General features: G+C 65.5%; 10 protein-coding genes. 2 read left to right on the top strand and 8 right to left on the bottom strand.

From position 1 onward, the window contains the following. The 5 genes from JHD07_RS18495 to JHD07_RS18475 form a co-directional block, all read right to left on the bottom strand. Positions 1–267, bottom strand: a 267-nt coding sequence (locus JHD07_RS18495; RefSeq protein WP_291624587.1) for a segregation/condensation protein A, incomplete at its 3' end; no start/stop codon positions are given. Then, positions 264–1,292 (bottom strand): beta-N-acetylhexosaminidase, encoded by a 1,029-nt coding sequence (gene nagZ, locus JHD07_RS18490; protein WP_291624586.1) that lies wholly within the window; start codon positions 1,290–1,292, stop codon positions 264–266. The genes nagZ and JHD07_RS18495, both read right to left, overlap by 4 nt. A gap of 46 nt (positions 1,293–1,338) precedes the next feature. Next, entirely contained in the window at positions 1,339–2,925 is a 1,587-nt protein-coding gene (locus JHD07_RS18485; protein ID WP_291624588.1) for an SPOR domain-containing protein, read from the bottom strand. Positions 2,926–3,065: 140 nt separating this feature from the next. Beyond that, positions 3,066–4,856, bottom strand: a complete 1,791-nt coding sequence (argS, locus tag JHD07_RS18480; RefSeq protein ID WP_291624585.1) for an arginine--tRNA ligase — start codon at positions 4,854–4,856, stop codon at positions 3,066–3,068. Between the two features lie 9 nt (positions 4,857–4,865). Then, complete coding sequence (locus JHD07_RS18475) at positions 4,866–6,074, bottom strand: deoxyguanosinetriphosphate triphosphohydrolase (RefSeq protein ID WP_291624584.1); 1,209 nt, start codon at positions 6,072–6,074, stop codon at positions 4,866–4,868. 109 nt (positions 6,075–6,183) lie between these two features. Here JHD07_RS18475 and JHD07_RS18470 point away from each other — a divergent pair, with 109 nt between their 5' ends. Beyond that, a complete protein-coding gene (locus JHD07_RS18470; protein WP_291624583.1) occupies positions 6,184–6,513 on the top strand; it encodes an iron-sulfur cluster assembly accessory protein in 330 nt (109 codons plus the stop codon). Between the two features lie 5 nt (positions 6,514–6,518). On the opposite strand, the gene JHD07_RS18465 is transcribed toward JHD07_RS18470, so the two are convergent. Next, positions 6,519–8,849, bottom strand: a complete 2,331-nt coding sequence (locus JHD07_RS18465; RefSeq protein WP_291624582.1) for an ATP-binding protein — start codon at positions 8,847–8,849, stop codon at positions 6,519–6,521. 133 nt (positions 8,850–8,982) lie between these two features. On the opposite strand from JHD07_RS18465, the gene xth reads away from it, so the two are divergent. Further along, positions 8,983–9,780: an exodeoxyribonuclease III gene (gene xth, locus JHD07_RS18460; RefSeq protein ID WP_291624581.1), complete on the top strand. Its 798-nt coding sequence runs from the start codon at positions 8,983–8,985 to the stop codon at positions 9,778–9,780. Between the two features lie 56 nt (positions 9,781–9,836). Here xth and JHD07_RS18455 read toward each other — a convergent pair whose 3' ends face one another. Next, complete coding sequence (locus tag JHD07_RS18455) at positions 9,837–10,664, bottom strand: tetratricopeptide repeat protein (protein ID WP_291624580.1); 828 nt, start codon at positions 10,662–10,664, stop codon at positions 9,837–9,839. Then, positions 10,651–12,372 (bottom strand): dihydroxy-acid dehydratase, encoded by a 1,722-nt coding sequence (gene ilvD, locus JHD07_RS18450; RefSeq protein WP_291624579.1) that lies wholly within the window; start codon positions 12,370–12,372, stop codon positions 10,651–10,653. The genes JHD07_RS18455 and ilvD overlap by 14 nt, the downstream gene beginning before the upstream one ends. Positions 12,373–12,889: the final 517 nt, after the last annotated feature.

Here is a 12,889-nt window from a genome sequence, read left to right as displayed (position 1 = left end):
TTTCAGATAGGCAAGCCAGGCGGCCATGACGAGATAGTCGGCGGCCAGCTCCAGCCGGATCTTTCGCGCAGCCTCGATGAAATGGAGATACTGGTCGGCGAGTGCCAGGATCGAGATCTTGGCGAGGTCGACCTTCTGCTGCCGTGCCAGCGCGAGCAAAAGGTCAAGCGGGCCCTCATAGCCCTCGACGTCCACCACCAACGCCGGCTCACCCTCGGCGAGCTCTGCGGGCCGCCCGGTTTCGAACGAAAGGATTTCTGCGGTCATGCCGATGCCGTGTTTGCCCGTGCGATTAATGCGTCCAGTTCCGCGCGCGCGGCCGCGCGGTCGAACGGCTGCGGCGGCTTGCGTGCGGCGAGCGCCGCGTTCGCCCGCTCCAGCGCCCTGCCGGACAGTTCAGGTGTCTGGCCGGCGACCTCGCGCATCTCCTCGATGTTGCCGTTGCAATGCAGGGCCACGTCGCAGCCGGCCGCGAAGATGGCACGGGTCCGTTCGGCGATATTCCCCGACAGCGCGTTCATCGACACGTCATCACTCATTAACAAACCCTGGAACCCGATTGCGCCGCGAATCACGTCAGCGATCATTGTCGCAGATGTCGTCGCCGGATGGGCGGGGTCGAACGCGCTAAACACAACATGTGCAGTCATGGCCATCGGCAGGTCCGACAGCGGCTTGAACGCCGCGAAGTCGGTCCGTTCAAGCTCGCTCCGCGGCGTATCCACCGTCGGCAGCTTGAAATGGGTGTCTGCGGTGGCCCGGCCGTGACCGGGAATGTGCTTGAGCACCGGCAGCACCCCGCCCTGCTCAAGGCCCTCGGTGACAGCTCGGGCAATCGCGGCGACCTTGCCCGGCTCGGTGCCGTAGGCCCGGTTCCCGATGACGGCATCGGCGCCCGGCACCGGTACATCGGCGAGCGGCAGGCAATCCACGGTAATGCCGAGATCGGCGAGATCAGCCGCGATCAGGCGGGCGCTCAGACGGGCCGCAGTGAGCCCGGCCGCCGAATCAATGTCGTACAAGGTCGCGAATACGGCGCCCGGGGGATAGACCGGCCAGTGCGGCGGACCCAGCCGCTGCACCCGTCCGCCCTCCTGATCGATCAGGACAGGCGCGTCGGGAGCATTAGCGACCGCACGCAATTCCGCAACCAGCGCAGCAACTTGCGCCGGCGTTGCGACATTGCGCTTGAACAGGATGAAGCCCCATGGGCGCTGGTCACGGATAAACTCCCGCTCGGCGGCGGTCAGTTCCGTTCCGGATACGCCGGTAATGAAGGCCCGCGTGCTCATGACGGCCGATTAACCCTGCCCTGCCGGGGGGTCAAGGAAACGGCCGTTAATTCCTCTGGACGAAGCAGGCGGAGAGGCCTGCGGACTTCAGGCTGTTGCAAGCCTGCGTCGCTTCCTCGGCCGAAGCATAGGGACCAGCGAAGGCGCGGTAGACGATTCCCTTGCCCTTGTCGGTGAGATCGACCCGCTTGATCACCGGCGAACGGGAGCCCAGCACGCTGCCGTACTTGCTCTGAAGCACCCGGTAGGACGCAGCGGCGCTATCCTCGCTCTGCTGCGAGGAGACCTGCACGATGTATCCGCCACCGCTGCTCATGGGCGCAATCTGGGTGGGGTTTGTCGCGGCCATCCGCTGCGGCGGCTCGGCTGTGGGCGCCGATTGCGGCGCAAGCGACATCGGCTGATTGGCGCTGGCATTGGCCGAGGTCGGCGGATTGCGCGGGGCGGCCGGCGCAGCAGGTGCAGCCAGAGGCTTCGGCGCAGCCATGGGCTTGGCGGCAGCGCCTGATTGGGGTGCCGCGCCATCGGTCTGATCGCCCTTCACCGCTACAGTCCTGATCGGGCGCGGCGAATTGTTCGGCAGCGTGCCGCTGCCCGCCCCCGTGCTCGGCGGCGGCACCGCAGAGGGCGACACGCTCGCCACCGAGGGCGGATTCGCATTCTGGTTCAACGGCGGGAACACCACGCGCGGCCCACCGGTCCTGGCGTTGACGTCGACGGGCGCCTCTTCGCGCGGCACGATTTTTTCCGTGCCGTCGCCGCTGACCATGCGATCTGGCACCTTGGCGGAGGAGTCCGTTGGCGCCGGCACGATCTTGGTCGGCGTGTTGTCGGCCTTGATGATCGGCGGCTCGCCGCTGCGGGGCGAGCCCATGTAGGTCTTGTAGGCGAAGGCAGCACCGGTACCGACTACGGCGAGCGCAAGGATCGCCGCGACCGTCATCATGCCGCCGCGCTTCTTCGGCTCGTCGACTTCTTCCTCGGGATAGTCGCTCTGATAGGCATAGGGGTCGTCGGGGTAGGCCGGTTCGCGCTGATAGTCCTGCTCGCCTGTCTCCAGGCGGCCGTAGAGCGCATCGTCGTAGCGCGCAGAGTCAGGCTGTACGTACGGCTCCTGATACGCCGGCTCGTGGTGAGCCTGGCCGTGCTGCTGGTAGCCCTGTCCGTGATAAGCCTGAGCCTGATAGGACTGATCCTGATGAGCCTGATCCTGGAAGGCGTGATCCTGATCGACCTGGCCGTGGTCGGCTCGTGGCTGAGGAACGACAGGCTCCGGCGCGGCAGGCTTGGCGGAATAGCGGTGCAGCGGATGCACCGGGCTTACGGAAACCGGATAGTCGGGCTCCGGCGCGGGTGCCGGCTGCGGCTGCACGTTGGCGCGCCGCATCCATGAGGGCGGCCCGGGCGGCGTGGCTTGCCCGGCATAATCCTGGTGGCCATCATCGTGGCGGTAGTCGTCTTCCTGATAGCTCGGCGCGGTCGAAGCCGTCCGCCCCTGCCCTGCGAATGGATCGGTCTGTCCGATCAGACGGGCGAGTTCGGCCAAGGGATCGCTATCCGCCTTCCCATGCGGGTCGCTACCGCGACCATAGTCATCGGAAGGAAACGGTCTGTCCTGATATCGTTCGGCCATCGTGATGATGCGTCCCTTCGGGAAAGCCGCGCGCCCCTCGACCAAGGCGCGGCCTTCGACCCACAAGGCTTTCAACCAAGTCTAAGCGATCCGGCTTCTGCCGGTTACCCCCGAATTCCCCTTAAGTAGTTCGCCCCAAACTACCGCATCTCGTCCGGGGCATGGACGCCGAGGATGGCGAGGCCCGATGCCAGGACTGAGACGACGCCCTGGACCATGGCCAGCCGCGCCTTCGTTAGAACTGCATCATTATTGATAATGAAGCGTAAATAGGGCAAATCCCGCCCCTTCGTCCAAAGTGCATGAAATTCGCTGGCTAAATCATAGAGATAAAAGGCAATTCGGTGCGGCTCGTGGGCCGCGGCGGCAGCCTCCAGCGTGCGCGGATAAATTGCGAGGCGCTTGAGAAGTTCAAGTTCGACGGGGTCCGACAGCCGTTCCAGCGCCGACTCACCGAGCCAGGCGATCCGTTTCCCGGCATCCTCGGGCAGGTCCGGGAACACCTCGGCGCGCGCGTTCCGGAAGATCGAATGGCCGCGGGCGTGACCGTATTGGACGTAGAACACCGGATTGTCGCGCGACTGTTCCATGACCTTTGCGAGGTCGAAATCGAGCACCGCGTCGTTCTTGCGGTAGAGCATCATGAAGCGGACGGCGTCCTGGCCGACCTCATCCACCACCTCACGCAAGGTGACGAAGTCCCCGCTCCGCTTGGACATTTTCACCGGCTCGCCGTTGCGCAAGAGCTTCACGAGCTGAACGATCTTGACGTCGAGCGCACCCTTTCCGGAGGTGGTCGCCTTTACCGCCGCCTGCATGCGCTTGATGTAGCCGCCATGGTCGGCGCCCCAGACGTCGATCATCTCGGCAAAACCACGGTCGAACTTGTTCTTGTGGTAAGCGATGTCGGAGGCGAAGTAGGTGTAGGAACCATCCGACTTGATCAGCGGACGGTCGACGTCGTCGCCGTAGGCGGTCGCCTTGAACAGCAGCTGCTCGCGGTCTTCCCAATCCTCGACCGGCGCGCCCTTCGGCGGCGGCAGGCGGCCTTCGTAGATGTCGCCCTTGGACTTCAGGAAGTCGATGGTCTCGGCGACCTTGTTGTTGCCGGTCTCGATCAGCGAGCGCTCGGAGAAGAACACGTCGTGGCGGATGTTGAGGGCGGCGAGATCGTCCTTGATCTCGGCCATCATCATCGCGATCGCCTTGGCGCGCACCGTCGGCAGCCACTCGGCCTCGCTCATCGCGAGCAGCTTCTCGCCTTGTTCCTTTGCGAGCGCCTCGCCGACGGGCTTGAGGTAGTCGCCGGGATAGAGCCCTTCCGGGATCGCGCCGATGTCCTGTCCCAGCGCCTCGCGGTACCGGAGAAAGGCGGAGCGTGCGAGCACGTCGACCTGGGCGCCGGCGTCGTTGATGTAATATTCGCGCGTGACGTCGTGGCCAGCGAACTGAAGCAGGCTCGCCAGCGCGTCGCCGAACACCGCGCCGCGGCAATGGCCGACATGCATCGGCCCGGTCGGGTTGGCCGAGACGTATTCGACGTTCACCTTCGAGCCGCCGCTGACACGGCCGTAAGCGGGTCCCTCGCGCAGCACCGTCCGCAGCGCCTCCGCCCAGGCGGCCGGCTTGAGCGTCAAATTGATGAAGCCGGGGCCGGCGACATCGACCTTGGCGATCAGCGCGTCGGCGCGCAGCCGCTCGGCGATCTGCTCGGCGAGATCGCGCGGCTTTGCCTTTGCCTCTTTCGCCAGCACCATCGCGGCGTTGGTGGCCATGTCACCGTGGGAGGCATCACGCGGCGGCTCGACCACCACGCGGGAGAAATCGATACCCTCGGGCCAGCTGGATGCCGCCGCAAGCGCGCGGCAGGCGGCGTGCACACGTGCAAGCACATCAGCGAACAGATGCAGCGATGAGGAGGTCTGGGGCATGGCCGCCGCCTAACGCAAATCCGGGGTCGAGTCAAAGAGCCGCTGGTGCTCGGTCAAGGCGAAGCGGTCGGTCATGCCGGCGATGAAATTGCCGATCCGGCGGGCCCGGTCGGCCTCGTCGTCCGCCTCCGCGCCCACGAGCCATTCCGGCGGCAGCTCCGCCGGCACCTGCAGGTATTTCGCGAACAGGTCGAACAGGATCTGCTCGGCTTCACCCATCACCCGCATCACCCGCTTGTGACGGTACATGTGCTGATACAGGAAGCGCTTGATGGCGGCCTCCTCCTCGGCCACCTCGGCCGGGAACGCGATCAGCGCCCGGCTCTGCTGCCGGACATCCTGCGCCGATTGCGGCTTGATCGTCGCGAGGTTCTTCTGCGCCTCGGCGAACACCGCCCCGATCAGGTGCGAGATCAGCTCGCGCACCAGCTCGGCGCCGCGCCTGACGTCTTCGAGATCGGGATAATGCGCCGACGTTTCGGCGATGATCTCCGCGGTCAGCGGCATCACCTTGAGATCGTCGAGACGGAACAGGCCGGCACGCAGGCCGTCATCGATGTCGTGCGCGTCGTAGGCGATGTCGTCCGCGATGGCGGCGACCTGCGCCTCCAGCGAGGCGAAGCTCCACAATTCGAGGTCGTAGGTCTTGATGTAGTCGGCGATACCGACGGGAATGCCGTGCTCGCGATAGCGCCCGACCGGGGCGCCGGTGCGGTCGGTCAGCGGACCGTTGTGCTTGACGATGCCCTCCAGCGATTCCCAGGTCAGGTTGAGCCCGTCGAACTCGGGATAGCGGTGCTCGAGCGAAGCCACGACGCGCAGCGTCTGGGCGTTGTGGTCGAAGCCGCCAAAGTCCTTTAGGCAGGCGTCGAGCGCCCGCTCGCCAGCATGACCGAACGGGGGATGGCCGAGATCATGGGCCAGCGCCAGGGTTTCGGTGAGGTCCTCGTCCAGCCCGAGCTGCCGGGCCAGGGCCCGCGCGATCTGCGCCACCTCCAGCGAATGCGTCAGCCTGGTGCGGTAGTGATCGCCCTCGTGAAAAACGAACACCTGGGTCTTGTACTTCAGGCGGCGGAATGCGGTCGAATGAATCACCCGGTCGCAATCCCGCCGGAACGGGCTCCGGGTCCGGCTCGGCGGCTCGGCGACCAGCCGGCCGCGGCTGCGGTCGGGATCGCAGGCATAGGGCGCGCGGGGGGCTGCCATTCCGACGGACACGGCGAATTTAGTCCCTATCCATTTGATTCTGCGTATCCTTGCACTTAACTATGCCGGGCGCGGGATACCAAATGAATTGGAATGACCGCGGGACTATCGGAGACGAGCCATGACGACCGACGTGACCATCAGTGACCGCGCCGCACGCCGTATTGGGGAGATCCTCAAGGGCGAAGGGTCCGGCGCGATGCTGCGCATCTCCGTCGAGGGCGGCGGCTGCTCGGGCTTCCAGTACAAGTTCGACATTTACCGTGCCCGCACTGACGACGATCTCGTGATCGAGCAGGACAATGCGGTGGTGCTGGTCGATTCCGCCTCCCAGCCGTTCCTGGCGGGATCGCAGGTCGATTTCGTCGACGACCTGATCGGCGCCTCGTTCCGCGTCAACAATCCGAACGCCACAGCATCCTGCGGCTGCGGGACGAGCTTCTCGATCTGACGCGCTCACGCGCCGGTCATCTGCCTTTCCTCGTCGGTCCACTCCACGTCGCCGGGCATCAGCCCCGGCTGGAGCGGCGCGTCCTCCGACATCACGTAGCCGTCCAGCGCGCGAAGCAAGGCTCCGATCAGCGCCGGCTTGCGTAGCGGCTTGGCAAGGAAGTCCGACATGCCGGCCTCGCGGCAAGTTCTGACGTCGTCGGGGAAGGCATTGGCGGTGAGCGCGACGATCGGCAAGCTCTCGAAGCGTCCCCCCTGCGCGCGGATCGCGCGGGTCGCGGCAAGCCCGTCGATGTCGGGCATTCGCACGTCCATCAGCACGACATCGTAGTCGACTTCGGAGGCCGCCGCGATCGCCTCGGCGCCGTCGTTGACGACGCGCAGCTCGACGTCAAAGGCTCCCAGCATCTTGCTCACGACCATGCGGTTGACGGCATCATCCTCCGCGACCAGCACCTTGAGGGGTCGGTCGAGGCCGGCGATGCGAGCCTTGAGATCGTCGGCTGCGTCGCGGTCGTCCGCCTGATCGGAAGGCTGCGCCTGGCTCCAGGGCAGCACCAGCGTGAAACGAAAGGTCGAGCCTTCGCCCGGCGTCGAGGTGACGCCGATGGTCCCACCCATCTGCTCGATGATGCGCCTGCTGATCGCAAGGCCAAGACCGGTGCCTCCGAAGCGGCGGCTGATCGAGGCATCGGCCTGGGCGAAGTCGCTGAACAGCTGGCCGAGCTTTTCCGGGGCGATGCCGATGCCGCTGTCAGTCACCGTCCATTCGACGGTCGCCAGCAGATCGCGGCGCGCCTGGCAGGTCGCGGCGATCGTCACCTCGCCCCGATCAGTGAACTTCACCGCGTTGGAGGCGAGATTGAGCAGCACCTGGCGGATGCGAGCGACGTCGCCGCGCAGCGTTGGCGGAAGGTTCGGATCGAGCTCGACCTTGATCGCGAGCCCCCTGCTCCTGGCGCCCGCGCGCACCATGGTCGCTACCGTCTCGACCAGCGCCTGCGGCGCGAAGTCGATCGCCTCGAACTGGAAGCGGCCGGCTTCCAGCTTGGAGAGGTCGAGAATGTCGTTGAGGATGCGCTGGAGATTATCGCCGGACTCGCGGATCGTGGTGACGGCCTCGTGCTGCTCCGGATCGAGCTTCGTCTCAAGCAGCATGCTGGCGAGCCCGAGCACGCCGTTCATGGGCGTGCGGATCTCGTGACTCATCACCGCCAGGAAGTCGGACTTGGCGCGGCTTTCGGCCTCGGCCTTTTCCGCGCGCCAGCGCTCGGTGACGTCGCGGCCGAAGCCGCGATAGCCGAGGAACTGGCCGTCGCGGTCGTAGGCCGGCTTCGCCGTCAGCGACCACAGCCGCGCCTCGCCGCCGGCGACGACCTTGAGGTTCATCTCGTGCAGCGGCTCGGCCTGCTCCATCAGGCCGACGACGTTGTAGGCGGCGCGCTTGTCCTCGGGGCAAAGCATGTCGAGCACGTCGGCGAATTGCGCGCCCTTCAACAGCGGCAGCGGCAATTGCGCGACGTCCGCAAAGCGCTGGGGCACGTCGACCAGCTGTCCTTCGGCGTTGGTCTGCCACAGCCAGTCGCTGGCGTTCTCCTGAAAATCCTTCAAGAGCAGTGAGATGATCTCGGTCTGACGCTCGAGCTCGAGCTGGGCCTTGAGATTGCCGAGGAACAGGTTGCCCTGCGAGACGATGTTGCGCGCCATGAAAAACGCGAACAGCAGCAGGAACACTGACGTCGCCAGATAGGGCCCGGTGCCGCACAGCAGCAGCGCGCCGGCGCAGGCGACCGTCATGGTGGCGAGATAGACGAGGCCGGCGCGCGGGAAGGTCGACAGCGTGAACGCGCCGCCAGACATCATGCCGACCATCAGGCAGGCCAGGATCAGCTGGCTGGTCGGCTCGACGCGGCTGAACAGAGCGAGCGGCAGCGCGCCCCAGATCGCGGCGAGGAAAAACGCCTGCCGCAGCATCTGCCGCCCCGCACGGATCGAGGCCTCTTGCGGCGGATTCTGGTGCGACTTGTGCCACGAGCGCACCGCGAGCGAGGCGGTGGCCGCCAGTGTCAGGCCCCAGATCGCCAGGAAGTCGTTCCAGCCGCGCCCCCAGAACAGGATCAGCACGATGGCGACGTTGAGCATCGTCACCGCCATGGTGACCGGGATCAGCCGGGTCACGGCATCGATCTGCTTGGCGCGGATGCGGCGGATCTCCCGCTCGCTGAGATCGGCGATCAGGCCGTCCTCGATCTCGAAGCCGCCGAGCCAATACAGGAACGCGCCGATCACGCCGTCACGCGGCAGAGTTCGCTTCATCGACTTGTCCGGCCATCCCATCTGCGGAACCTTTTGACGATCAATGGCCTGCGGCCCGCTTAAGCCGGGTTAATTTTGTGGGAGATTTTGCCGGCGCCTTGACGGGCGCGTTTGCATTTTGTTCTAACCAAGGCCCCTGCCCGGAGCCCTCCCAATGCCCATCAGAGTAGCCACCTGGAACGTGAACTCGGTCCGGCAGCGGATTGATCTGCTCCTGACCTGGCTGAAGGAGTGCCAGCCCGACATCGTCTGCCTACAGGAGATCAAATGCGTCGACGAGGCCTTTCCGCGGCTGGAGATCGAGGCGCTGGGCTACAACGTGGTCACGCACGGACAGAAGACATTCAATGGCGTCGCCCTGCTCTCCAAGCTCCGATTCGACGAGACCAGGTCGGGGCTCGCCGGCGATGACGAGGACACCCATGCCCGCTTCCTCGAAGGCGTAGTGACGCTCAAGCGAGGGGTGCTGCGCATCGCCTGCCTCTACCTGCCTAACGGCAATCCCGTCGGGACCGAGAAATATCCCTACAAGCTCAAATGGATGTCGCGGCTTCTTGATTATTCGAGGGAGCGCCTCAAGGAGGAGGTTCCGCTGATCCTTGCAGGCGACTTCAACGTCATCCCGCATGGCCGCGACGTGCACAATCCGGCCGCGTGGACCGAGGACGCCCTGTTCAAGATGGAGACGCGGGAGAGCTTTCAGTCCCTGCTCGGGCTCGGCCTCACCGACGCCTTGCGCGCCGTCACCGACGAGGGCGGGCTCTACACGTTCTGGGACTACCAGGCCGGGGCCTGGCAGAAGAACCAGGGGCTGCGGATCGACCATCTCCTGCTGTCGCCGCAGGCCAGCGACCGGCTCGCCAATGTCGGCATCGACAGCTATGTGCGCGGCTGGGAGAAGCCGTCGGACCACGTGCCGGTATGGGCGGACCTGGATCTCGATGCGGCGTGAACGGGAGCTGGATGGCGGATTACGCCTTCGGCTAATCCGCCCTACGGGGCCCGCGCCTAATCCCTACGCCCCTGCACCCACTGCTCCAGCATTTGCAGGGCCATGGCGCGGTCGTCGTCGGAGGCCTTGGCGAAGGCGCGGTTGTAGCTTTCCTTGATCCAGACCTCGTCGGCACCGGCGCTGTCCCGCGCCAGCGTCAGCCACATCAGGCCGCGCGCGGCCTGCCGCGGCAGGCGATCGCCGTTGAACAGCATTTGGCCGAGCAGCGCCTGAGCCTGGTGCTGGCCCTTCTGGGCGGCAAGGCCAAGCCAGCGCGCCCCGTAGCGGTAGTCCTCGCGCGAGGCGTCCGGGGTCTTCAGGTACAGACGGGCGAGATCGTACTGCGCGTCCGCGTTGCCGAAATAGGATGCGGCATAGGAGAACATCTCCCGGGCGCGGTCCGGATCGGCCTTGACCTTCGAGTTCGGAATGCCGGCCAGATAGTAGCGGCCGAGCGCGACGAAGGCGTTGGCCACGATCTGCGCTTGCGGCGCCGAGGGGCTGTCCTCGGCATGGGCGTTGGCGATCCGGCTGAAATATTCGAACGCACGCAGGTCGTCCTGGGCAACGCCGTCGCCATTGGCGTACATGCGGCCGAGCTTCCACTGCGCGATGGGGTGACCGCCCTCGGCGGCATATTGCAGCGCGCTGAGTGAAGTTTCCTGGGTGGCGGCGGCCGGCGGCACCTTGGTGCGGAGCGCCCCCGCAGCACCCGGCAGCGTGGTCACGACCGGAATCGTCGCATCCTTGGGGTTGACCGGCGCGCCGTCGAAGGCGAACGCCGGCGCGGCCAGCGCGGCCGCCCCCAACACAAACGCAACTGTGGCACGCCTAAATGTCCGCATAGCACTGTTTCTCGTGCGCGCCGCCCGGATGGGTCACTGCCCCCCCGACCGCTGGTCCAACCTGCTGAGCATATTTCCAGAGCGCACCCGACGTATGGTTAGTCGCGCGCGCGCTCCATTTGGTTTTGCGCTGGGCGAGCTCGGCGTCGCTCAATTTTACGTTAAGGGTACCGGCGACGGCGTCGATCTCGATGATGTCGCCGTCCTCGAGCAGCCCGATCGGGCCGCCGACCGCCGCCTCCGGCCCGACATGGCCGATGCAGAAGCCACGGGTGGCCCCGGAGAAGCGGCCGTCGGTGATGAGCGCGATCTTGCCGCCCATGCCCTGGCCGGTCAGCGCTGCCGTGGTCTGGAGCATTTCCCGCATGCCGGGACCGCCCTTCGGCCCCTCGTAGCGGATCACGATGACTTCGCCTTCGCGATAGGTGCGTTTCTGGACCGCCTCGAAAGCATCCTCCTCACGGTCGAAGCACCTGGCCGGACCGGTGAACCTGAGGTTGGACATTCCCGCGACTTTCACGATCGCACCTTCTGGCGCCAAATTCCCCTTCAGGCCGACCACACCGCCTGTCACGGTGATGGGCTTGTCTGCCGGGTGCACCACGTCCTGGTGCGGATTCCACTTCACGCTCTTGAGGTTTTCGGCGATCGTGCGGCCCGTGACGGTAAGGCAATCACCGTGCAGGAAGCCGTTGTCGAGCAGCGTCTTCATCAGAAGCGGTATGCCACCTACTTCAAACATGTCTTTGGCGACATAACGGCCACCCGGCTTCAAATCCGCGACATAAGGTGTCTTTTTGAAGATTTCGGCGACGTCGAACAGGTCGAACTTGATGCCGGCCTCGTGCGCGATTGCCGGCAGGTGCAGCGCAGCATTGGTCGAGCCGCCGGACGCGGCGACCACGGCTGCTGCGTTCTCCAACGCCTTGAGCGTGACGATATCGCGCGGCCGGATGTTCTGAGCGATCAGGTCCATCACCTTCTCGCCCGCGGTCATGCAGAAGGCATCGCGGATTTCATACGGCGCAGGTGCGCCGGCCGAGTACGGTAAAGCGAGGCCGATCGCCTCCGAGACTGTCGCCATGGTGTTGGCGGTGAACTGCGCACCGCACGCGCCCGCCGAGGGGCACGCCACGCGCTCGATCTCGTCGAGATCCTCGTCCGACATGGCGCCGACCGAGTGCTTGCCGACGGCCTCGAACATGTCCTGCACCGTGACCTGCTGCCCGCGGAAATTGCCGGGCAGGATCGAGCCGCCGTAAATGAAGATCGAGGGCACGTTGAGGCGGACCATCGCCATCATCATGCCCGGCAGCGACTTGTCGCAGCCGGCGAGCCCGACCAACGCGTCATAGGCGTGGCCACGGACGGTCAGCTCGACGGAATCGGCGATGCATTCGCGCGACGGCAGCGACGAGCGCATGCCGTCATGGCCCATGGCGATGCCGTCGGTGACGGTGATGGTGCAGAACTCGCGCGGCGTGCCGCCGGCCGACGCAACGCCCTTCTTCACCGCCTGTGCCTGGCGCATCAGCGCGATGTTGCAGGGAGCGGCTTCATTCCAGCACGAGGCGACGCCGACGAAGGGCTGGTGGATCTGCTCGGTGGTCAGACCCATGGCGTAGAAATAGGACCGGTGCGGCGCGCGCGCAGGGCCTTCCGTCACGTGACGGCTCGGCAGCCTCTGCTTGTCTGTCTTCGCGTCCATCGCAACCAGTTTCCCCGGCCAACCCTTTCAGACCCGAAAAATCAGAGCCAAGATTTGAATCGACCTTGGATTTTCTCGTCGCCTTCGAAGACCGCCGCTGCTCTCAAACATTAGAGCGATTTTATTCATGGTCAGGTGTGGCTAAAAAGCGGCGGCGACGCGAACCGGCGGTGATAACGGTTAAATCGGCGATAGGTGTTGCGGAGACGGCACAATCGTTACCGGGAAGCCACGCACGGGCTTACCGAGATACCTCAAAACCAAGCCGTCTACAACTTTTGATTTCACGCCACGGGAACTGCACCCCGCTGCGGCTCGCACACGGGATGCGCAGGTGAGTCGAGGCGGTGAGTGTGTGATGGCGCACGTACAGGACACGCCTTCGCAGCCTCGCGGCGCAATTCGCCCGAGCTTTGCTTCATCCTTCGCCCCTCCAAAACCAAGAGGGCACAGGGAAGGCCTGGTGCTGACATCGCACCCGCGGTCTGCTGCGCACGATGCACACGCAGGAAAACCG

Source organism: Bradyrhizobium sp. (assembly GCF_016462955.1).
Classification (GTDB): domain Bacteria; phylum Pseudomonadota; class Alphaproteobacteria; order Rhizobiales; family Xanthobacteraceae; genus Bradyrhizobium.
Note: the sequence above shows the minus strand (reverse complement) of the source record. Positions and strands in the feature narration are given on the sequence as shown.